A 20,845-nucleotide genomic window follows, 5' to 3' on the forward strand; every position below is an offset into this window, starting at 1 on the left:
AGAGGCAGAACTCTATGAATCCGACAGATACCGGCACCGTGGTGCCCGCCTCGGTACTGGCCGAATCCGGGACACCGGAGGACACCGCGCGATTCGGCGCCAAGGCCGCGAACCTGGGCAGGCTGCTCGCCGCCGGGTACCGTGTCCCGCCGTTCGTGGTGGTGCCGACGCGAGCGTGCGCGGAAATCCTGGCCCCGGTGGCCGACGCCGTCGCCGAAATCCTGACGACCCTCGACCACACCGATTCCGCGTCACTGCGTTCGGTGTCCGCCGATATCCGCACCTTGATCCTCGATCGGTCGCTGCCGGAATCGGTGTCCGCCGGACTCGATTCCGCGCTCGCCGAATTGGCCGACGGGCCGGTACGGCTCGCGGTGCGATCCTCGGTCAGCGGTGAGGATTCGGCCACCGACTCCTTCGCCGGACAGCTCGACACCTTCCTCAACGTCGCGCCCGACGACGTGACCCGGGCCCTGCTCGGTGTCCTCGCGTCGGCGTACTCGGAACGGTCGCTGTTCTATCGGGCCCACCGCGGGCTCGACAACGGCGGCGTCGACTGCGCCGTGCTGGTGCAGGTGCTGGTCGACAGCGCCGTCGCGGGCGTGGCGTTCAGCTGTAATCCGCAGACCGGCGACCCCGCCGAATCCGTGGTCTCGGCGGCACTCGGTCTCGGCGAGGGCGTGGTCGCGGGCACGGTCGAATGCGATACCTACTTCCTCGACAACGCCTCGGGCGCCATCGTGTCCAGAAGTGTCGCCGACAAACGCAACCGCGTCGTCGCCGACGGTGAGAAGGGCACCGTGGTGGCCGCGATCGAGGGCGGTGACACCGCGCCCGCGCTGACCGACGCGCAGGTGACCGAATTGGCGCGCACCGCGGCGCGGCTCGCCGAAACGTTCGGCGCCCCACAGGATATCGAATGGGCCTACGATGTCGACGGCACGCTGTTCCTGTTGCAGGCGCGTCCGGTCACCGCGACCGGCGCGCGCGAGACCATCTTCGACAACGTCAATGTCGCCGAATCGTATCCGGGACTGTCGAGCCCGCTGACCTTCTCGATTCTGCGCGCGGCCTACGAACAGGTGTTCCGCGCCTGCCACCGGGACTTCGGCGCGACCGCCGAGATCGTGGACCGCAACGCCGCCGATCTCTACCCGTATCTGGTCGGCACCGCGCACGGGCGGATCTACTACAACATCAGCAACTGGTATCGGCTCTTCCTCCAGATCCCCGGCATGGAATTCGCGATCGAAGGGTGGGAGGCCGCGCTCAATATCGAGAACCGCTACCGGCGTCCCGCCGCTCCCGAACGCGGATTCGCGCGATTGCGGATGTACGCGCTGCGGGTGCGGGTCATCGCGATCATCGCCTTCGGCTGGCTGCGGCTGCCGCGCCGACTGCGGGCCTTCTTCACCGAACTGGCCGCCTTCACCGCCGATCTCGACCATCGTCTCGCGCCGGAGACGCCCGCGCGCGAACGCGATCCCGAAGCGTTGCTGCAATGGACCGAGCGGTGCCTGAACGAACTGGTACCCGCCTATTCGGTGCAGATCTTCAACGATTTCCTCGCCCAGCAACTCTTCCACGTCGTCGGGCAACTGCTCGAGCGCAAGGGTCTCGACGAATCCGAGGCCATCACGTTGCGCAACGAATTGTTCTGCGGCGAGGAAGGCGTCGACAGCGTGGACCCGGTCCGTTCGGCACTGGAGCTGACCGCGACCATCAGGGCCGACGCGGAGCTGCGCGAACTCTTCGAGGGCCCGCTGGACGCACACGCCGTCTGGAAGACACTGGCACAGAACGAATTCGGCGCCTTCCAGGCCGCCTATCTGCGTCACATCGCGCTGTTCGGCGACCGCACCGTCGACGAACTGAAACTCGAGACCGATCCGCTGGGCGAACACCCGCAACAGCTCGTGCCGATGCTGCGCAACTACCTGCGCGGCGGTCAGAACATCGATGACATGGCCGCGCGCGAGAAGGCGATCCGGCGTGCGGCCGAGGCCACGGCGGCGGCTCTGTTCCGGGGCGGCAGCGCCGTCGAACGGCTCGCGTTCCGTTTCGCGCTGGGCCGGGCCCGCGAACATGTCAAGCAGCGCGAGAACATGAGACTCGGACGCAGCCGTTCCTTCGGCCTGATCAAACGGGTGTTCCGGGAATTCGGCACGCAATTCCACGATGCCGGGCTGCTGGAGCGGCCACGCGACATCTTCTGGCTGACCTACGAGGAGATCGCCGCGCTGACCAGGGGTACCGCCGTCGACACCGACGTCGCCAGGACGGTGCGGACCCGCCACGGTGACCATGAACGATGGCGGGCCGTGGCGATGCCGTCGCGCATCGTCACCACCGGGATCGCCGCGACCGAGATCAACGATCCGGCCCTGGAAGCGCCCCCGACCGACGCCGACACCTCGCAGAAGGTTCTGCGCGGCATCGGTTGCGCGCCGGGACGGGTCGAGGCCGCCGCGCTGGTCCTGGGCACACCCGATCCCGACGTGGAGATCGACGGACAGATCCTGGTCGCCTCCACCACCGACCCCGGTTGGGTGTTCCTGATGGTCGCGGCCGGTGGCCTGATCAGTGAACGGGGCAGCGTGCTCTCCCATACCGCGATCATCGGGCGCGAACTCGGAATTCCCACCGTCGTCGGCGTTCCCGGCGTCACCCGATTGGTCGCCACCGGTGACCGGCTGGCACTCGACGGCCGCGCAGGCACCGCGACGATCCTGGACGAGGACCCATCATGACCGCATCACCGGTATCCCCGCCCGCGGCGGGGCACGGCGAGAACTTCAGTCTGGAACACTATCTCGACGGTGGGGCGCACACCTTCGAGCAGCGTTTCGATGATTTCCGGCCCTATGTCACCAATGCCAGGGGCACCGGATTCGTGCTGCGCGAGATCACCGGCCCCGCAGGTCCCGTGGTGCGGGTCCGCGATCCCGACGGCAGCGAGATCCGCGAGCTGATCATGCTCGGCTCCAACAACTATCTCGGCCTGGGCAACGAGCCGGAGATCATCGAGGCGGCCGTCGCGGCGACCCGCGAATTCGGTATCGGCTGCGGCGGGCCGCCGCTGCTCAACGGCACGACTTCGCTGCACCGGCGACTCGAGGAGCGCCTCGCCGAGACCAAGGGATGTGAAGCGGCCCTGGTCTTCTCCTCCGGCTATGCCGCCAATGTCGGCTGGGTGACCGGGCTGCTGCGCAACGGCGACATCTTGCTCTACGACGAGCAGAGCCACGCGAGCCTCTACGACGGCATCCAACTGGGCCGGGTCCGCTCGATGGCGTTCGAGCACAACGATATGGGCCACCTGCGCCACCGGCTGATGCAGGTGCGCTGGCGCAATCCCGGTGCGAATATCGTCGTCGCGGTCGAAGGCGTGTACTCGATGGACGGCGATATCGCGGCACTGCCGCAGATCCGCGCGCTGTGTGATTCGTTCGGCGCCTGGCTGGCGATCGACGACGCGCACGGCACCGGGGTGCTCGGCGCGCGGGGACACGGCACCGCCGAACATTTCGGCATGCCGGACGGCGCGGTCGAGTTGTACATGGGCACCTTCTCCAAGGTGTTCGCGACCACCGGCGGATTCGTGGCCGGATCGCGCGATCTGGTCGACACCCTGCGCTTCTTCGCCCGGTCCTACATGTTCTCGGCGTCGCTGTCACCGGCGGTGGTCGCCTCGGTGCTGGCGTCGATCGATTTCATCGACGAGCACCCCGAGCGGATTCGCCGATTGCACGACAACACCGACTATTTCGTGCGCGAACTGCGCCGCATGGGCTTCGCTGTCGACCCGCAGACGGCCATCATCCCGATCCTGGTGCCGCAGCGACTCGCGGTCGCCGAGGTGGTGGCGGCCCTGCACCGGGCGGGCGTCTTCGTCAACGGCGTCGAATTTCCTGCGGTGCCCCGCGAACAACAGCGACTGCGGATCTCCATGATGGCCACGCTCACCCGTGACCAACTCGATTTCGCGCTCGAGCAGATCGCCGCCGTCGCGCGGAACTTCGGATTCCATCCAGAACAGGAGGGCGACGCATGACCGAGATCGCGACGGGTGGTTCGGCGGCCGAACGGCTGCTGGTCCTCGCGGCCCTCGCCGCCCCGAGTGCCGACGAACGGGTCGAACTCGCGAAACTGGCGCACGAGGTCACGGACTGGCCCGAATTCCTCGCGCTGGCCCGCCTCAACGCGACGGTGCCGCTGGTGCAGCGCCGACTGGAGACCGAGGAGCTGTTCGGGCTCGTGCCGGAACCGGTCGCCACCGAATTCCGTACCGTGACAGACCATATCGGCGCCGTGAACGACCGCAGACTGGCGGGCGCACTGGAACTGCTGCGGCGCTTCGACGAACGCGGGGTGCGCTGCGTCGTCCTCAAGGGGATGCTGTTCTCCGCCGAGATCTATCACGATCCGCGCTACAAGCGGATGAACGACCTCGACATCCTGATCGAACTGGATCAGGTCGAGACCGCGATCGAGATCTACCGGGAATTCGGGCTTTTCGCCACGTCGGAGTTGCTGGGCAAGGCGCCCAAGGTGCGTGCGGAACGGTCGCATCATCTGCCGTCGTTCGTCTCGCGCGACGGCGCGCTCGTCGTCGGCACGCACTGGGGCCTGATCACCCCGCTGACCCCGTACACCATCGACTACGCCGCTATCTGGGATCGGGTGCGGCGCATAGATTTCTACGGCGTGCCCGCCTGGGCGATGGCCGACGAGGACAATCTGCATCACCTGGGCATCCACCTGCCCTACTACAAGACCGGGGTGCGCGAACTCGGCGACATCTGGAACCTCGCACGTCACGCGACCGATCTGGACTACGGCCTGCTCGAGCGTGAGATCATCCGGGCGGGGACCGAAAGCCTGATGTACCACGCGTTGTCGCTGTCGCACCGGCTGGTGCCGTCACCGGATTTCGCCCGCCTGCTCACCGAGTTGCGGCCGCGTATCACCCGCTTCACCCGCTACGACACCGCGCGCAAGACCGCCGACATCTCCGCCCTGCTGCGCAGCCGCTCCACCCACACCTCCCGTATCGAGAAGGCGTACACCGAATTCAACATGACCGCGCTCGCGCACGAGAAGCGCGAGAGTTTCGCCCGGCTCTGGAAGGATCTGCTGGTGGTGCCCGGCGACGAGGCGGCGCGGATGAGTTCGCTGCGCGCGCCGAGTCCGCTCTCGGTTGTCGGCGCGAGGGTTTCGGCGCCGTATCGACTGACCAGGGTGTTCCAGCGCGACCTCGGCCGCTGGCTGTTTCCCGCTGCTCTGGCCAAGACGGTCGTCGATCTCGGCGCCGCCTACGGAGCCGAGGCGACGCGCAGGGTGAGCGGTCGCGGACAGGCGGTGCGTCCCGGGATCGAGGAGTACGCGGCCGAACTCGGCCTGACCCGCGCCGACCTGCAAGCCGTGCTGGACAGCCAGGAATGACCGGCGCGGCGGGGCAGCACCCGCGCACGGTTCTGTGGGATCTGGACGGCACCCTCGTCGGACTGCGCAAACGCACCTTCACGACGGTGATGCCGCTGACCGCGGCACTGTCGTTCCGCGATCTGATACCGCCGCACCGGTTCCTGCGGATCCTGCCCGGCATCATGAGGCAGGTGCGCGGCAACGACACCGAGCACACCAACACCGATCTCATGGTCGAATTGCTGGCGCGCGGACTCGGCGTCCCGGCCGAGATCGCCCGACTGCGGCTCGGCCGGTTGACCGAGGTGGATTTCGCCCGGCTGCGGGCGTGTTTCCCGCCGCTTCCCGCCGCCGTCGCGACGGTCGCGGACCTGCGCGCCACGGGGGTCGCGCAGGTGGTCGCGACCAATCCGCTCTGGCCGCTGGCCTCGGCGACCACCCGATTGGGCTGGGGCGGATACGATCCGGCCGATTTCGACTTCATCACCAGCGGTGAGACCATGCGGCGGTCGAAGCCGAGGGTCGAGTTCTACCACGAACTGCTCGAGCGCTTGGCCGTCGAGCCGCGGCAGTGCGTGATGATCGGCAACGACGCCGCCAACGATGCCCCTGCGGCCCGCGCGGGCATCCCGGTCTTCCTGATCGGTGCGGCGAAAAGCGCCGTGCCCCCGGAATGTTCGCGGACCGGACTGGTTTCCACGGGCAATTGGCCCCGGCTGCGCGAATGGCTGGGTATCGAGGAGAGGTCATGCTCGTCGTCCTGAATCCACAATCCAACGCCGGTACCGCGCTGCGGCGCTGGGAACCGGTGGAACAGCTACTGCGGCAGCGGTATCCGGCGCTGACCGTGGAACTGCCCGCCGACGCCGAACAGGCGACGAAACTGGTCCGAGCGCATATCGACAACCGCGCGGACCGCGCGCCGGGACCGATCGTCGCGGCGGGCGGCGACGGCATGGTGAACCTGGTGCTCAACGCCGTCATGGATCCGGAAACCGATCGACCGCGTCGCGGCGCCGAGGAGATCGCACTCGGCGCGGTCGGGCTCGGCAGCTCCAACGACTTCCACAAACCGGTCCGCCCCGAGGCGATGATCGCCGACGTGGCGGTGCGCGTCGACGCGGACCGCGCGGAACGGGTGGATGTGGGCAAGGTGAGCATGCTGCTGCCCGACGGCACACGCGCGGTGCGGTACTTCCTGCTCAACGCCAGCATGGGCCTGGTCGCCGCGGGTAACGACTCGTTCAACCACGCGAGCGGTCTCGTCGGTTGGCTGAAGTCCAGGAATGTGGAGGCCGCCATCGTCGCGACCGCGCTGGCCAATATCGCCACGCACACGCCGCTTCGCGTCGAGATCCGCGGCACCGATTGGGAACACCGGACGCCGATCACGAATATCGGGGTGATCAAGAGCGTGCATTTCGCGGGCGGCATGTACTACGACACCCCGGTGACCCGTGCCGACGGCCACTTCGACGTGAATATCTGGGACGCCGTGGGACGAGCGCGCATCCTCGCCCTCATCGCGGGGCTCTACCGCGGCAAGTTCAGCACGTCGTCGGCGGCGATCTGCCATCGTGACACCGCAGTCGAACTGCGTCCCGACCGTCCCGCCCCGTTGGAATTGGATGGCGAGATCACCGTCGTCGAATCGGCCCGCCTGGAAGTGCTGCCGCGGGTACTGAAGGTGTGCGCGGCGTGAGCGTCGTGCTGGTCACCGGCGCGGCCAACGGAATGGGCGCGGCGACCGCGAAATATCTGGCGGGCCTGGGCTACACGGTCGAGGCGTGCGATCGCCTCGACGGCGACGGTCACGCCACCGTCGACGTCAGGGATACCGAGGCCGTCGACGCCTGGGTGCGGTCGGTACTCGACCGGCACGGGCGCATCGACGCGGTGGTCACCTTCGCGGCGTACGGCGTCGTCGGTTCGGTCGAGGAGACCGGGCCGGACGAGGCCGCCGACCTGTTCGACACCAATGTCCTCGGCACCCACCGCGTGGTGCGGGCCGCCATGCCGACCATGCGCGCTCAGGGCTCGGGCCGAGTGGTTGTCGTGAGTTCGGGCGCGGGAGCGATCGCCGAGCCCTACGGCGGCTGGTACTCGGCGACCAAAGCCGCGGTCGAGCGTCTCGGCGAGGCGCTGCGGATGGAGGTTTCACAGTTCGGCGTCCAGGTCTCGGTACTGGCCCCGGGGTGGACGGTCACCCCGATCATCGATGCGTCGGTGCGGGTCACCCGGCCCATCGCCGAGTACGACGCGGATCGCGGCGCGGTGCTGACGAGGGTGAGCGAATACCTCGCGCAGGGACAGCAGGCCGACGCGGTTGCCAGAAAAGTGCAGGAGATCCTGTCCGCCGCGAGACCGCGCCAGACCTATCTGTGCGGCAACGACGTTCGGCTCTCCTTCTGGACAAGGCGACTGGTGTCCGGACGGATGTACGAACGCCTGGTCCGGGGCTATTACGGGATTTGACGCCGGAAATGCCCCGTTATGCCGGTAATATCAGCCCGCCGGAACGGCCCCACGAAACCGGGGGCTTGCTCGGCACGCGTCGTGCCCTGGATTGTTGGGAGCAGTGTCCTCTCCCGCGGTCGTCCACCGGGTGCGACGCGGTAGGACACGCGACGACGACCAACGATAGGGGCAGGCGATGCGACCGGCTCTGAGATGTCTTGTCTGGGAACTGGACAACACCCTGTGGGACGGAGTGGTGTGCGATGCGACCAGTTCCGCGCCCAGACCCGAGGCGCTGCGCACCATGGCGATACTGAGCGACCGGGGCATCTGGCACGCGGTCGCCAGCCGCGGCGATCGAGAGGAAACGGTCGGCAAGCTGTACCGCGAGGGCGTGCACGAGAGGTTCGCCGCCTTCGAGATCGGCTGGGGCCGTAAATCCGCGTCGATCGTCAGGATCGCGCGCACACTGGGTCTACGACTGGACACCGTCGCCTTCATCGACGCCGAGCCGGTCGAACGCGCGGAAGTGGCCCGCGCGCTCCCCGAGGTCCGGTGCTACGCCGCCCGCAATGTCGACGTGATCACCGCCCTCCCCGATTTCCGACCGGTCCTGCGGATCGGACCCGACCCGACCCCGCCGCTGGGTTTCGCGCGCGTCCCAGCGTTCTGACCGGACTCCCTACACCTCGGGCAGCACCGCGACCTCCAAGGTCCGCAATCTCGCCGGATCGGTGACGACGTCGTACCCGCTGATCCGATCACCGACGAAGGTCATCCGCAGGGCCAGCAGCAGGCGCCCACCCGGCGCGACGACGACACCCGACGCGCCGTCGACCCACGCGGCGACCGCGAACCGGGCCCGCAGCCGCAGGACCACGGTCTCCTCGGCGACCGCGTCGGCGCCGCGCACCTCGGCCGCCATGCCGGGGCGCAGGGCCGCGAGGTCGGAGGTCCGCACCACATCCGGCGCGAGGACGGCGACGAGCGCGTCGAGATCGCCGCTGCGGGCAGCCGCGAGGAACGCCTCGACGACCCGACGCTCGCGGACGCGCCTGGGATCGGCCACCGCTGCCGGGCCGTGCACGCGGCGCCTGGCACGGCTGGCCAGTTTCTTCGCGGTCGCGGCGCTGCGGCCGACAACCGGCCCGATCCGATCGAAGGGCATCGCGAACATATCGTGCAGGACGAAGGCGACCCGTTCGTCGGGCCCCAGCGTCGCCAGGACGACGAGCAACGCGCGTCCGACCGAATCCACCAGGACCGCTTCGGCTTCCGGATCGGCACCGGTCGTATCGTCGAGTTCGACGACCCGTTCCAGTGGATCCTCGCGCCGCGTGGCCCGGGCGCGCAGCATGTCGAGACAGATCCTGGACACCACCGTGGTGAGCCAGGCGCTCAGGTTCTCGATGGCGTCGGGGTCTGCGGAAGCGAGCCGTAGCCAACTCTCCTGGACCGCGTCCTCGGCCTCGGCCGCCGAACCGAGCAGGCGGTAGGCGACGGCGCGCAGACGGTCACGTTCGGCCTCGAAACGCCGCGCTAGCACGTCCTGTTCGATCACCGGTCACCTTTCCCTCTCGGCATCCGTCTCCGATACGACGGGCGCGACCGCGCTCGGGCCACGGGGGGTGTCGAGCACGCGCACCCACGATGGCAGATCGCACACTGTCGACCACCGGAGGGTATCCAGTCATGTCCATCGCCTATATCGTCGTCACCGTCCTCGCGGCGCTGGCCGCGGCCTTCGCCGCCGGATACGACGTGGTCGCCGCCGACCGTGTCCGCGAGACCATGCTCGGCTACGGCCTGCCGTTGTGGAGTCTCGGCCCGCTGGCCGTGATCAAGGCGGTCGGCGCGCTGGGATTACTTGCCGGGCTGGCCTTCCCGAGCCTCGGATTGGCCGCCGCCATCGGTCTCGTGCTGTATTTCGTGCTCGCGGTCGCCACCATCGTGTGGGCGCGCGCCTACGCCGACATCGGTTATCCGCTACCGTATCTCGCGCTCGCGGCAGGCTCGCTCGCCCTGTACGCCTACGCCTGACCGGACCCGGTCAGGCGAGCAGGAAATCGGCGGCGCGTGAGCCGACGAAGACGCTCGGCGCGTGGGTGTGACCGCGGATCAGCAGCGGCATCACCGACGCGTCGGCGACGCGAAGTCCCTGTACGCCACGCACTTCCAAACGCGGGGTGACCACACTGGCCGGGTCGGTGCCCATTCGGCAGGTACCGGCCGGGTGGTAGAGGGTGTGCGCGTAGCCGCGCATCGCGAGTTCGATGGTGGCCTCGATGTCGGCGGGTGCTCGCGGCGGGTAGATGACCGGTCCGAGAACGGCTTTCAGCGCGGGCGCTTCGGCGAGGCGCGCGCACACGCGCAGGCCCGCGCGCATCGCCTCGTGATCGGCGCCCGCGCTGTCGGACAGGTAGCGCGGGTCGATCGTCGGCGCCGCGGTGGGGTCGGCGCTCGCGAGCCCGATCCGGCCGCGACTGTGCGGACGCAGCAGCACGCAGGCCAGGATGACGCCGTGTTCGGTCGGGTCCCTGAGCCCTTCGTAGTAGAAGGGCGCGGGCGCGTAGACCAGTTCCAGATCGGGCAGGTCCAGATCCGGGGCGCTGCGGACGAAACCGTAGGCCTCGCCGACATTGGAGGTCAGCATGCCGCGGTGCCGGATCAGGTAGTCCAGGAGCTGCCCCGGTTTCTCGGCGTCGAACAGGGAATCGCCGTCGACGCCGTAGCCGATTCCGGCGACCAGGTGATCCTGGAGATTCGCTCCCACTTCCGGGGCGCTGTACACCGGGCGGATACCGTGGCGCGCCAATTCGTCGATATCGCCTATCCCCGAGAGCATCAGCAGTTGCGGGGTGTTGACGGCGCCGCCGCAGAGCACCACCTCCCGTCGTGCGGAGACAGTGTATGTCGCTCCGCCCGTGCGGTATTCGACACCGGTGGCGCGGGTGCCGTCGAAGAGCACGCGGGTGGCGAGCGCGTCGCCGAGCACCGTCAGATTGTCGCGGCGCATGGCCGGTCGAAGGAACGCGTCGGCGGCGCTGCACCGGCGACCGCCGCGCTGGGTCACCATGGTCTGGCTGAAACCGTTGGGCTGCGGCCTGTTCGGCGGTTCCACCGGATAACCCAGTTCCCGCGCGGCCGCCAGATACGCGGCGGTCGACGCGCGCGGGCTGCGCTGCTTGGAGATGTGGAGCGGTCCGGCCGCGCCCTCGTCGGGATACTGTGCGTCCTCGACGTTCTCGACACGCCGGAACGCGTCGATGGCGGCGGCGAAATTCCACTCCTCGCCCGCGAGCAGCGCCCATTCGTCGTAGTCCGCGCGGAAACCGCGCACCCACATCATCGCGTTCATCGAGGAGGAACCGCCGAACATCCGCCCGCGCGGCCAATAGATCCGCCGGTCGTCCAACCGCGGCTGCGGTTCGGTCAGATAGTTCCAATCCAGTTCGGAGCGGAACAGTTTGGCGAAGGCCGCCGGAATGTGGGCGAATTTGTTCTTGTCCGGCGGACCGGCCTCGAGGACGACCACCCGGACGCCGGGCGCGGCGCTGAGCCGATCCGCGAGCACGGCGCCGGCCGAACCCGAACCGACGATGACGTAATCCGCGACAATCTCACCCTGGTGCACAGTCCCCACTCCGATTCGACCCGACCTACGCCAGAACATACGAGCATCGGGCGGTGCGGTGGGTTCGAATCGGCCGAACGTGACCGAAGTTGCCGCGACGGTGCTAGTGCAGGATCAGCAGCGCGGATTTCTCGATGCGGTCGGCGATCTCGGAATAGGATCCGTACCCCATCCCCGCCCGGACCAACGCCCCCGCGTAGAGCAGTTCCAGTGATTCCACGACGTCGGGATCGGCGTCGGAGCCCAGCGCGGTGATGATGCGTCGGCGGATCTCCGCGCCGATGCGGATACGCAGGTGTTCGACGTCGGGATCGCGCCCGAGCAGGGCGCTGGTGACCGCCCCGGACAACTCCTGTTCATCGGCGACGAGCATCGCGATATCGCGCAGTTCGGCGACCACCCGGACCGTCGGGTCGGGATCTTCGCTGACGGGGGAGGGCGCCGCCATCAGCCGCCGCCAGAAGATCTCGGCGACCAGATGCTCCTTGGAGGAGAAATAGGTGTATGCCGTCGCGGTTCCCACCCCGGCGGCGGCCGCGACCAGACGAATCGTCATGCCCGCGAACCCCTCGCGGGCCAGCACCTCCACCGCCGCCTTGGTGAGTTTGTCGACGGTATCGGCTTGTTTGCCGGTGAGGCGACGACGGGTCGCCTCGCGGATGATGGACTCGGGCTCGGACATATGTCTGGATACTACCTGGTCAGCTCTTCGCGGCCGCGATGCCCGCACGCCGTCCGTAGAAACTACCGTCGCCGAGTGACGCGCCGCTGACATAGCCGCCGGTCGCGATCCCCGACGTGCACCGTCCCGCGGCGAACAGGCCGGGAATGGGATCGCCCGCCACGTGCAGGACCCGGGAATCCAGATCGGTGCGAAGTCCGCCCAGGGTGAACCCCGCGGTGAAACCGCGCAGATCGAAGGCCGCCAGCGAACCACGCAGCGGGCGCACCCATTCCGGCTTCTTTCCCAGCAGCGGATCCGAGCCCTCGGCGGCGTGGCGGTTGTAGCACTCCACCGTGGATTGCAGCGCCAGCGTCGGCAGACCCATATCCGCCTCCAATTCGGCGACCGTCTCGGCCGCCCATTTCGGCGGTTGCCGGAAGAACGGGGTGGCGCTCACCGTCGCCAGTGCCTGTTCGTAGGACTCCTCGTCCAGGATCAGATACGCCTGGTTGTCCTGCTGCATCAGCGTGAGCTGCCCGATCCGGCCGCCGTAGGTGTCCTCGGGGACGTAGCGCTGGCCGCGGCCGTTGACCAGGATGCCCCTGGCCAGCATCTGCGGATCGGCGAAGAAGGCGACCTCGGTCGCGTCCATGTGGGCGAGATCGGCGCCCAAGGCCTGCGCCAGCCGGATCCCGATGCCGTCGTGTTCCTCGATGGCCGCCGCCGGTCGACCGATCAGTCGTGGCGCGTAGCCCTCGATCATCTTCTCCTGGTAGGCGAAACTGCCGGTGGCGAGCACCACGCCGCGTTCGGCGCGCACGGTGATCTCGTCCCCGAAGCGGGTCGCGCGCAGACCGACGACCCGGCCGTCCTCGTCGACGACCAACCTGCGGATGCGGGTGTCGAATTCGGCGCGCACGCCGAGGGATTCGGCGGTTTCGGCCAGCGGTTTCATCAGCATGTACCCGCCGCTGCGCTGCCCGATCCGTTTGTCGACCATCTGCGGGACATGGCCGCGCGGAGCGGGTTTCGCGATGGCGTTGAACGGCGCGGCGTTCTCGCCGCCGGAGTACATGAGACCTTCGTCGTGCGGGGGCTCCCAGCCGGGCTCGCCCCAGAACGCCTCGCGGAAGGGCACCCCGTTGGCCACCAGCCAGGAGTAGTGCTCGACGCTGCCGCGGCAGTAGTCGGCGATCTTCTCCTTGTCCGCGCCCGCCCCGATCGCGGCGAGCAGGAATTTCTCCATGTTCTCGGTGGTGTCCTCGAAGCCGAGGGCCTGCTGCAACGGGGTACCGCCGCCGAGGTAGATGAACCCGCCCGCCATCGCGGCCGCGCCGCCCCAGCCGCCGGTGCGTTCCAGGATCAGCACACTCGCGCCCGCGCGAGCGGCCTCGATCGCGGCGCACACGCCCGCGATGCCGTATCCGGCGATGACGACGTCGGCGGTATGCGTCCAGTCGGTGACCTCGGCGGCGGGCAGCGGGCGAAGGGAGGTGTCGGCCATCTGTCGGGAGTCCTTACTTCTCGGTTGTTTCGGTCTGTGCGGCCATGTCGCTCACGCGGGCGATCCGCCGGAGCGCTTCTTGGTGGCGATCGGGCCGGTGCCGACGCCCAGGCCGATTCCGAGGCCGTCGATCGCGAGTTCGGCGAAGGGCAGCGCGACACCGAGGCGTTCGCCGAGTTCCATCGCCAGCGACAGATCCTTCTCTCCGAGGTCGCGGGCGTGACTGAGGATCGGCAGCCAGAAATCGCCCTCCTCGATCGCGGCCGTGGTGTCGCGCAGCATGATGGCTCCCGCGCCACCGGTCACCGCGTCGGAGTGGCGTACCACCTTGCCGAGTGCGGCGATGTCGAGACCGGCCGCCTCGGCCAGGCGCTGCGCCTCGGTCGCGGCGGTGAAGGCCGCGAAGTGAAGCAGGTTGCGCGCCAACTTCATACGTGTGCCCGCGCCGACCGGACCCGCGTGCACGATCAGGTCGGCGAACGCGCCGAACGGCTCGCGCACCCGCTGGAAGGCGGTTTCGGTGCCGCCGACCATCACGGCGAGCACGCCGCGATTGGCGCCGGGCGCACCGCCGCTGACCGGCGCGTCCACGAATTCGACGTCGTGCGAGGCGCAGATTCCGGCGAGTTCCTCGGCGGTGGCGTCGCTGATGGTGGAATGCACGGCGATCACCGAACCCGGTTTCGCGGTCCGCAGAATGCCGTCGGGTCCGTCGACGACACCGCGCACCTGCGCGTCGTCGACCACCGCGATGCTGATGACCTCGGACTGTTCGGCCACGGCCGCCGGTGTCTCGGCCGCGTTCGCCCCGGCGTCGGTGTAGGTGACGACGACTTCGGGACGCATATCGCAGACGGTGAGCCCGCCCGGCCGGTCCAGCAGCCGTTTCGCCATGGGCGCGCCCATATTGCCCAACCCGATGAAACCCACGCGATCGGTCATGCCCGCGACTCCTGCCTGCCGTCGGAGATCTGCCCGGTACCCGAGCAAGTGTTGTCGGACCACGCGGGCGCGTTTGCCGCGCCGCCGGTCGGTGCCGCGTCGGCGACGACGGCGGATCTTCCCGTGAAACGGGTCATGCGGGACTCCTGAGCTGTCTGGACACGTGTACGGAAATATAGGCTCGTCGCGTCGGATGGCGCAAGAACAGGTTTCAGAATGTCCCGTCGCGGTCGGGTGGATCCGATATGGAACAGTTGCCGATCGTCCGGGTTCGCGCCGGTAGATCGCCGGGTTCGAGCATCAGCAAAAGCGAGCATTGTCTCGGACCGATTGCGCTGGTAGTGTCCAGACACATGTCCAGCTATGTGTCTCCCAGTGGCTCGGCGGAGCGTCGCTGCGTAGCGAACGCGTACTCGATTTTCGGAGGTGCACGATGACCGCCGCGTCGTTGGAGCCGCTGACCTTCGATCCGTACGACTACCGCTTCCACGACGACCCGTACCCCACGTATCAGCGGCTTCGCACCGAAGCGCCGCTCTATCACAACGCCGATATCGGTTTCTACGCGCTGTCGAGGCACGCCGACGTCACCGCCGGATTCCGCGACCATCATCGGCTCTCCAGCGCCAACGGCGTCTCGCTCGACCCGGCCGCGTGGGGGCCGCACGCGCACAAGGTGATGTCCTTCCTCGCCATGGACGACCCGCGTCACGTCCGGATGCGCAAACTCGTCTTCAAGGGGTTCACCCCCAAGCGCGTGGCGGCGATGGAAGACAGCATCAGGGATCTGACCGTCTCGTATCTGGAACCGGCGCTGGCCGAACGCCGTTTCGACTGGATCGACGAGGTCGCGGGCAAACTGCCGATGGATGTGATCTCCGAACTGATGGGCGTGCCGGTCGCAGACCGGGCCGAGATCCGCCGACTCGCCGATCTGGTGGTGCATCGGGACGACGGGGTACTCGATGTGCCCATGGCCGCCGCGCACGCCTCCATCACCCTGATCACCTACTACACCGAACTGGTCGCCGACCGGCGCAGGAAACCCGCCGACGACCTGACCTCGGCGCTGCTTGACGCGGAGATGAGCGGCGACAGGCTGACCGACGAGGAGATCATCGGCTTCCTGTTCCTCATGGTCGTCGCGGGGAACGAGACCACGACCAAACTCCTCGGCAACGCCCTGTACTGGGCCGGACTGAATCCGGGGGAGTACGCGGAGGTGACGGCCGACCGGGACCTGGTCTCGGACTGGGTCGAGGAGACCCTGCGCTACGACGCGTCCAGCCAGATCCTCGCGCGCACCGCGACCGTCGATATCGAATACCCGTACGGCACCATTCCGGCGAATTCCAAGGTCCTGCTGCTCATCGGATCGGCCAATCGCGATACCGAGGCCTTCGACGACGCCGACAGTTACCGGATCGGCCGTCCGGGTAAAGCCGCGCTGACGAGTTTCGGCGCCGGTGTCCACTTCTGCCTCGGCGCCCATCTCGCCCGCCTGGAAGCGAATATCGCCCTGGGTGAATTCGCCGCACGGGTCCGGCGCTACGAGGTAGAAACAGCGGGCATCGAGCGGGTGCATTCCACCAGCGTCCGCGGATTCGCCAAATTACCGATCGTTGTGGAGGCAGGCTGATGCCACGTTTCGAACCCCATCCCGAACGCAGGACCGTCATGGTGGCGGGCGCGTCCTCCGGTATCGGCGCCGCGACCGCGATCACGCTGGCCGAACTCGGGCATCCGGTCGCGCTCGGCGCGCGCCGGGTCGACAAATGCGAGGAACTGGCCGCGCGGATCCGGGCCGACGGGGGCACCGCCTTCGTGTATCCGCTCGACGTCTCCGAAACCGGTTCCGTCGACGATTTCGTGACCGCGACCGAGAAGGAACTGGGTCCGGTCGAGATCCTCGTCTCCGGCGCGGGGGATATCGAATTCGGGCTGGTGCACGAGATGGATCCGGCGCGATTCGTCGACCAGATCGGTGTGCATCTTGCGGGCGCGCAGCGTCTGGCGCACCGGGTGCTGCCGGGCATGATCGAGCGCAGGCGCGGTGATTTCGTGCTGATCAGCTCCGATTGCGCCGACCAGCCGCGCCCGCGCACCGCCGCGTACAGCGCAGCCAAGGCGGGGCTGGAGGCGATGGCCGGACAGTTGCGTATGGAACTGGAAGGCACCGGTGTGCGCGCCTCACTTGTCCGGCCGGGGCCGACGCTGACCGGCATGGGGATGACCTCCACCCCCGAGGTCGTCGGGCCGATGTTGCAGGACTGGAAGGACTGGGGATTCGCCCGGCATCCGTACATGCTGCGCGCGAGTGATCTGGCCGCCGCGGTGGCCGCGGTGGTGAGTACCCCGCGCGGGGCGCACCTGGTGCTCGTCGAGGTGCAGCCCGAAGCGCCGCTGCGTCCGAAGGAGGAGGCGAAGGAGTGAGAATCCACGTCGACCCCGATCTGTGCCAGGGGCACGCCGTCTGTCAGGACGAGGCGCCGGAGGTGTTCTCCGTGCCCAAACGCGGCACCGTCGACATCCTCGATCCGTCGCCGGGGGAGAGCCTGCGCGCCGATGTCGAGCGCGCCGTGCGCTACTGCCCGACGCAGGCACTGTCGATCGCGGCCGACGAAAACGGCTGACGCTCGGATTCTCGGTAGGCACGAACCGAGAACGTGTTCTAATTTCATTTGCGCGGCCGACCCCGCATCCCGGATGCCGAGCCCCAATGGAGAGAGTCGATGAGTACAACCGAAACCCGACCCGGTCCCGTGGCGACGCTGCCCGCCCGGATCACCCCGGAACTGATCGCCGGGCTGACCGCGCTGGTCACCGCCACCCCGGCCGACAGCGCCGACGCCCTCCCCGCCTACGACATGATCGAGGTGTACACCGGCGCGACGGTCGGCCCGCTGCCGCAGTCACGACCCGACGACGTTCTCGCCGCCTACGAGAAAGCCCGTGCGGCACAGCGGGAATGGGCCTCCTGGCCGCTGAAGCGCAGGCTGGCGGTCTTCGAACGCGCGCACGAACTGCTGGTGCGCGAATGCGAGACCGTCGCCGATCTGATCCAGATCGGCTGTGGAAAGACCAGGCGCATGGCGGTCGAGGAATCCTGTGACGTCCCCATGGTCATCAGCCACTACCTCAAGACCGCGCGCCGGGTCCTGCGTTCCACGCGCCGCGGCGGCCCGGTGCCGCTGTTCACCACCTCGACCGAGGAACATCGCCCGAAAGGCGTCGTCGCGGTCATCGCGCCGTGGAACTTCCCGTTCGCCATCGCCCTGTCGGATTCGGTGCCCGCGCTCATCGCGGGCAACGGCGTCGTGCTCAAGCCGGACAACAAGACCGCGCTGTGCGCCCTGTTCGGTGTGGAACTGCTGCGGAAGGCGGGGCTGCCGGAGGGACTGTTCCAGGTGGTCTGCGGCGAGGGACCCGACATCGGCCCGACGCTGATCGACAACGCCGATTTCGTCATGTTCACCGGATCGACCGCCACCGGGCGCGTGGTGGGGGAGAGCGCGGGCCGCAATCTCATCGGATGCAGCCTCGAACTCGGCGGCAAGAATCCGATGATCGTGCTCCCGGACGCGAACCTCGACGAGGTGATACCCGGCGCGGTATTCGGCGTCTTCGCGAATTCAGGCCAGGCCTGTATGCATATCGAGCGCATCTACGTACACGAGAGCGTTCACGACGAATTCCTGCGCCGATTGGTCCGGGCGGCGACCGATCTGAACGCCACCATGGGCGCGGCCTACGACTACACACCCGAATTCGGATCGCTGGTCTCCCCGCAGCATCTGGCGCGGGTCGCGGCCCACGTCGACGACGCGCGGGACAAAGGCGCGACGGTACTGGTCGGCGGTCAGGCCCGCCCCGATATCGGCCCCGCCTTCTACGAGGCCACGGTCCTCACCGACGTCACCCCCGATATGGCGCACGCGACGCTGGAGACCTTCGGGCCGGTGGTGAGCGTCTACCCGTTCACCGACGAACAGGAAGCGATCCGGCTGGCCAACGACACCGAATACGGGCTCAACGCCAGTGTCTGGAGCCGCGACCTGTCGCGGGCCGGGCGCATCGCCGGGCAGTTGCAGGCGGGCAGCATCAATATCAACGACGGTTTCGTCACCAGCTACGCGTCCAAGGGCAGCCCGTCCGGCGGGGTGAAGCAATCCGGTGTCGGATCACGCCACGGTGACAGCGGGTTGCTGAAATACACCGATTCGATCAACGTCGGCGTGCAGAAACGTCAGGTGCTCGCCGCGCGGTCGGGTCAGCCCTACGACCGCCAGCTCCGGATCACCCTGGCCACGCTCCGTTTCATGCGCCGCACCCGACTGCGCTGATCCGGCACACCCCGGCGGGTGCCTCGACGAGAATCGGCCCGATGGCACGCGGGCCGATTCGCCGATCGCGTCGGCGGCGGATCAATCGAGTTCGCGGGCCATCTCACGCAGTGTCGCGACCCGGGATTCGAGATAGGCGAGTTCGGTCTCGTCGACCACGGTGCGCTGGATGCCCGCCTCGACGAGGAAGGCTCCCTGGCGGTGGTCGTCGATCACGTCGACATCGATGACGACGGCCGCGTAATCCTCGGCCCCCGGCATCGGATCGGCCACCACCCGCGCGGTACCGCGTGCGCACAGCGCCACGTCGCCACCGCCGATGATGGTCAGCGCCACCTCGGCATTGCTGCGCAGCCGCAGCAGCGAACCGCGATTTCTTCGCAGGCTCAACAGGATTCGGCGATCACCCGCGCGGACCGGCCACGAGACCGGAATGGCGTGCAACGACGGTGCCGCAGTCACCAGCACCGCGATGGTGTCCAGCGGCCATTCCGGCAGTACCCTCAGTTCGGGATGCCCGACCGGTGCGGTCGGTGGATCGGCGGGGATCTGTCGATATTCCCGGGCCTCGGCCACCGCATCCCCCGCCATCACGCGCTCGCTCCGGACTCCGATCGAATCACCCATAGCATCAGTGTATGCCGCCGTACCGACAGTCGCCCGGCGTGCGAGCCGGGTGCGGGAGCAGTGGCACCGGGGTTCGGCCGTCCACTGTGAGACGACATGGAAACGGGCCTCGCCGATTAGGATTCGTACGGCGTGTCCTGGCGCGTCGAAACTTACTTCGACCTGCGGTATGTCGATCCGGCCTATGTGCTGTAACTTACTGCCCGGGAAGAGGGTTGACCGTGCGCAGCGGTCGACGTGCTGAACCGCAGTGTGGTTCATGATGTAGTGGGAGTGTTTGTCTTGGCAGGTCGGCATCGACGGGTACAGAACTCCGCGGCACGCAATGCCGTGAAGCCCATGGTGAGCGCGGTGCCGATCGTGCTAGCCGTGGTATGCGCGGGCACCGCGAACGCCGATCCGGTACCGACACCGCCCGGCGTCAGCCAGCCCGAACAGCCGATCCAGCCGAGGGCGATCCCCGCGTCGCCGTCGCAGCCCGGCGTCACCATCACCCCTTCGGTCACCCCGCGGCCCGCGGGCCCCGAGGCAGGCCCGGCCATCGTCGATCCGGATGCCCCCGTCGATCCGGATGCCCCGGTCGACGCGGTCGATCCGGAGGCCGACGCCGGGATCCAGCACGCCGAACCCGCCCCTCCGCGGTCGAACCCCGCGCCGCAGAACACGCCGTCGTCTCCGCAGGCCCTCCAGGAAGCGCCGGAATCACCCGACACCATGACCATCTCGCCCGAGCCCGCTCACACGTTGCGTGTCGGCGCGTTCAGCGCACCGGTTCCGCGTGAGGTTCCCGCCGACATGCTGGCCGGGCTGAACAGCGGCATCGCCGGTATCGAAGCCCAGTGGTCGGCGGCGTCGCAGTCGGTGGGCATCGACGCGAATCGTGCGGGCACCATCGCCGGGGGCGCGCTGCTCGGCGCCGCTGTCGCGGGCGTGCCCGCCGCGGTCGTCGGCGGAGTCGGAGGCGGCCTGATCGGCGCCGGTGTCGGCTTCGGTGTGGGCGTGGCCGGGACCGCCGCGGGCGGTGCCATCGCCACCGCTGCCACGGCCGTGCCGTCGGGTGGTGTCGCCGCACTCCCCGTACTCGGCGCGACGGCGATCGCCGCGGTCCCGATCGCGGCGGGCGCGATGGCGGTCGGCGCGGGTATCGGCGCCGTCGTCGGCGCGGCCGCGGTCGGCATACCGGCCGCACTGGTCGGAGGTCTCATCGGCGGCGCGGTGGCGTCCCAGATCTGATTCGGCATCTCCGC

Annotated in this window: 20 protein-coding genes; 13 read left to right on the forward strand and 7 right to left on the reverse strand. The window is 68.4% G+C overall.

All coding sequences use genetic code 11. From position 1 onward, the window contains the following. The first annotated feature begins 14 nt into the window (after positions 1 to 14). The 7 genes from JZ792_RS03825 to JZ792_RS03855 all read left to right on the forward strand — a co-directional run bounded on the left by JZ792_RS03825 (position 15) and on the right by JZ792_RS03855 (position 8,557). Entirely contained in the window at positions 15 to 2,750 is a 2,736-nt protein-coding gene (locus JZ792_RS03825) for a PEP/pyruvate-binding domain-containing protein (protein WP_216906868.1), read from the forward strand. Further along, positions 2,747 to 4,054 (forward strand): aminotransferase class I/II-fold pyridoxal phosphate-dependent enzyme, encoded by a 1,308-nt coding sequence (locus JZ792_RS03830; protein ID WP_216906870.1) that lies wholly within the window; start codon positions 2,747 to 2,749, stop codon positions 4,052 to 4,054. The genes JZ792_RS03825 and JZ792_RS03830 overlap by 4 nt, the downstream gene beginning before the upstream one ends. Beyond that, complete coding sequence (locus JZ792_RS03835) at positions 4,051 to 5,445, forward strand: nucleotidyltransferase domain-containing protein (protein WP_216906871.1); 1,395 nt, start codon at positions 4,051 to 4,053, stop codon at positions 5,443 to 5,445. Before JZ792_RS03830 ends, JZ792_RS03835 begins: the two co-directional genes overlap by 4 nt. Beyond that, positions 5,442 to 6,191 (forward strand): HAD family hydrolase, encoded by a 750-nt coding sequence (locus JZ792_RS03840; protein ID WP_216906872.1) that lies wholly within the window; start codon positions 5,442 to 5,444, stop codon positions 6,189 to 6,191. Before JZ792_RS03835 ends, JZ792_RS03840 begins: the two co-directional genes overlap by 4 nt. After that, positions 6,176 to 7,129, forward strand: coding sequence for a diacylglycerol/lipid kinase family protein (locus JZ792_RS03845; protein WP_216906873.1), 954 nt, complete (start codon positions 6,176 to 6,178; stop codon positions 7,127 to 7,129). Before JZ792_RS03840 ends, JZ792_RS03845 begins: the two co-directional genes overlap by 16 nt. Continuing rightward, positions 7,126 to 7,902 carry an SDR family NAD(P)-dependent oxidoreductase gene (locus tag JZ792_RS03850; RefSeq protein WP_216906874.1) on the forward strand — a complete coding sequence of 259 codons (777 nt, stop codon included), beginning with the start codon at positions 7,126 to 7,128 and terminating at the stop codon, positions 7,900 to 7,902. Before JZ792_RS03845 ends, JZ792_RS03850 begins: the two co-directional genes overlap by 4 nt. Before the next feature lie 178 nt (positions 7,903 to 8,080). Next, positions 8,081 to 8,557, forward strand: a complete 477-nt coding sequence (locus tag JZ792_RS03855) for an HAD-IIIC family phosphatase (RefSeq protein WP_216906875.1) — start codon at positions 8,081 to 8,083, stop codon at positions 8,555 to 8,557. Positions 8,558 to 8,566: 9 nt separating this feature from the next. Here JZ792_RS03855 and JZ792_RS03860 read toward each other — a convergent pair whose 3' ends face one another. Next, a complete protein-coding gene (locus JZ792_RS03860) occupies positions 8,567 to 9,445 on the reverse strand; it encodes a sigma-70 family RNA polymerase sigma factor (RefSeq protein WP_216906877.1) in 879 nt (292 codons plus the stop codon). Between the two features lie 131 nt (positions 9,446 to 9,576). Between JZ792_RS03860 and JZ792_RS03865 the strand changes: the two genes are divergently transcribed. Then, positions 9,577 to 9,924 carry a DoxX family protein gene (locus tag JZ792_RS03865; RefSeq protein WP_216906879.1) on the forward strand — a complete coding sequence of 116 codons (348 nt, stop codon included), beginning with the start codon at positions 9,577 to 9,579 and terminating at the stop codon, positions 9,922 to 9,924. A gap of 10 nt (positions 9,925 to 9,934) precedes the next feature. On the opposite strand, the gene JZ792_RS03870 is transcribed toward JZ792_RS03865, so the two are convergent. The 5 genes from JZ792_RS03870 to JZ792_RS03890 all read right to left on the reverse strand — a co-directional run bounded on the left by JZ792_RS03870 (position 9,935) and on the right by JZ792_RS03890 (position 14,765). Beyond that, complete coding sequence (locus JZ792_RS03870; RefSeq protein ID WP_308165129.1) at positions 9,935 to 11,518, reverse strand: GMC family oxidoreductase; 1,584 nt, start codon at positions 11,516 to 11,518, stop codon at positions 9,935 to 9,937. 103 nt (positions 11,519 to 11,621) lie between these two features. Further along, positions 11,622 to 12,200, reverse strand: a complete 579-nt coding sequence (locus JZ792_RS03875) for a TetR/AcrR family transcriptional regulator (protein WP_109524384.1) — start codon at positions 12,198 to 12,200, stop codon at positions 11,622 to 11,624. A 19-nt stretch (positions 12,201 to 12,219) separates the two neighbouring features. After that, positions 12,220 to 13,686, reverse strand: a complete 1,467-nt coding sequence (locus JZ792_RS03880) for an FAD-dependent oxidoreductase (RefSeq protein ID WP_216906883.1) — start codon at positions 13,684 to 13,686, stop codon at positions 12,220 to 12,222. A 51-nt stretch (positions 13,687 to 13,737) separates the two neighbouring features. Next, a complete protein-coding gene (locus JZ792_RS03885; RefSeq protein ID WP_216906885.1) occupies positions 13,738 to 14,628 on the reverse strand; it encodes an NAD(P)-dependent oxidoreductase in 891 nt (296 codons plus the stop codon). After that, positions 14,625 to 14,765, reverse strand: coding sequence for a hypothetical protein (locus JZ792_RS03890; RefSeq protein WP_216906887.1), 141 nt, complete (start codon positions 14,763 to 14,765; stop codon positions 14,625 to 14,627). The genes JZ792_RS03885 and JZ792_RS03890 overlap by 4 nt, the downstream gene beginning before the upstream one ends. 296 nt (positions 14,766 to 15,061) lie before the next feature. Between JZ792_RS03890 and JZ792_RS03895 the strand changes: the two genes are divergently transcribed. The 4 genes from JZ792_RS03895 to JZ792_RS03910 all read left to right on the forward strand — a co-directional run bounded on the left by JZ792_RS03895 (position 15,062) and on the right by JZ792_RS03910 (position 18,971). After that, complete coding sequence (locus JZ792_RS03895) at positions 15,062 to 16,267, forward strand: cytochrome P450 (protein ID WP_216906889.1); 1,206 nt, start codon at positions 15,062 to 15,064, stop codon at positions 16,265 to 16,267. After that, complete coding sequence (locus tag JZ792_RS03900) at positions 16,267 to 17,061, forward strand: SDR family oxidoreductase (protein ID WP_216906891.1); 795 nt, start codon at positions 16,267 to 16,269, stop codon at positions 17,059 to 17,061. The genes JZ792_RS03895 and JZ792_RS03900 overlap by 1 nt, the downstream gene beginning before the upstream one ends. Then, positions 17,058 to 17,261: a ferredoxin gene (locus tag JZ792_RS03905; RefSeq protein WP_216906893.1), complete on the forward strand. Its 204-nt coding sequence runs from the start codon at positions 17,058 to 17,060 to the stop codon at positions 17,259 to 17,261. The genes JZ792_RS03900 and JZ792_RS03905 overlap by 4 nt, the downstream gene beginning before the upstream one ends. A gap of 99 nt (positions 17,262 to 17,360) precedes the next feature. Beyond that, positions 17,361 to 18,971, forward strand: coding sequence for a succinic semialdehyde dehydrogenase (locus JZ792_RS03910; RefSeq protein ID WP_216906895.1), 1,611 nt, complete (start codon positions 17,361 to 17,363; stop codon positions 18,969 to 18,971). An 81-nt stretch (positions 18,972 to 19,052) separates the two neighbouring features. Here JZ792_RS03910 and JZ792_RS03915 read toward each other — a convergent pair whose 3' ends face one another. After that, positions 19,053 to 19,598, reverse strand: a complete 546-nt coding sequence (locus JZ792_RS03915) for a hypothetical protein (RefSeq protein ID WP_232839617.1) — start codon at positions 19,596 to 19,598, stop codon at positions 19,053 to 19,055. 351 nt (positions 19,599 to 19,949) lie between these two features. Here JZ792_RS03915 and JZ792_RS03920 point away from each other — a divergent pair, with 351 nt between their 5' ends. Next, positions 19,950 to 20,831: a hypothetical protein gene (locus JZ792_RS03920; RefSeq protein ID WP_308165130.1), complete on the forward strand. Its 882-nt coding sequence runs from the start codon at positions 19,950 to 19,952 to the stop codon at positions 20,829 to 20,831. Positions 20,832 to 20,845: the final 14 nt, after the last annotated feature.

Origin of the sequence: Nocardia noduli (genome assembly GCF_019038455.1) — a bacterium.
GTDB lineage: Bacteria > Actinomycetota > Actinomycetes > Mycobacteriales > Mycobacteriaceae > Nocardia > Nocardia noduli.

Coding starts and splice junctions, on each gene's coding strand:
- JZ792_RS03875 (WP_109524384.1), bottom strand. CDS start 12,200: ATGTCCGAGCCCGAGTCCATCATCCGCGAGGCGACCCGTCGTCGCCTC.
- JZ792_RS03825 (WP_216906868.1), top strand. CDS start 15: ATGAATCCGACAGATACCGGCACCGTGGTGCCCGCCTCGGTACTGGCC.
- JZ792_RS03835 (WP_216906871.1), top strand. CDS start 4,051: ATGACCGAGATCGCGACGGGTGGTTCGGCGGCCGAACGGCTGCTGGTC.
- JZ792_RS03865 (WP_216906879.1), top strand. CDS start 9,577: ATGTCCATCGCCTATATCGTCGTCACCGTCCTCGCGGCGCTGGCCGCG.
- JZ792_RS03890 (WP_216906887.1), bottom strand. CDS start 14,765: ATGACCCGTTTCACGGGAAGATCCGCCGTCGTCGCCGACGCGGCACCG.
- JZ792_RS03830 (WP_216906870.1), top strand. CDS start 2,747: ATGACCGCATCACCGGTATCCCCGCCCGCGGCGGGGCACGGCGAGAAC.
- JZ792_RS03900 (WP_216906891.1), top strand. CDS start 16,267: ATGCCACGTTTCGAACCCCATCCCGAACGCAGGACCGTCATGGTGGCG.
- JZ792_RS03845 (WP_216906873.1), top strand. CDS start 6,176: ATGCTCGTCGTCCTGAATCCACAATCCAACGCCGGTACCGCGCTGCGG.
- JZ792_RS03855 (WP_216906875.1), top strand. CDS start 8,081: ATGCGACCGGCTCTGAGATGTCTTGTCTGGGAACTGGACAACACCCTG.
- JZ792_RS03895 (WP_216906889.1), top strand. CDS start 15,062: ATGACCGCCGCGTCGTTGGAGCCGCTGACCTTCGATCCGTACGACTAC.
- JZ792_RS03910 (WP_216906895.1), top strand. CDS start 17,361: ATGAGTACAACCGAAACCCGACCCGGTCCCGTGGCGACGCTGCCCGCC.
- JZ792_RS03885 (WP_216906885.1), bottom strand. CDS start 14,628: ATGACCGATCGCGTGGGTTTCATCGGGTTGGGCAATATGGGCGCGCCC.
- JZ792_RS03880 (WP_216906883.1), bottom strand. CDS start 13,686: ATGGCCGACACCTCCCTTCGCCCGCTGCCCGCCGCCGAGGTCACCGAC.
- JZ792_RS03915 (WP_232839617.1), bottom strand. CDS start 19,598: ATGGGTGATTCGATCGGAGTCCGGAGCGAGCGCGTGATGGCGGGGGAT.
- JZ792_RS03840 (WP_216906872.1), top strand. CDS start 5,442: ATGACCGGCGCGGCGGGGCAGCACCCGCGCACGGTTCTGTGGGATCTG.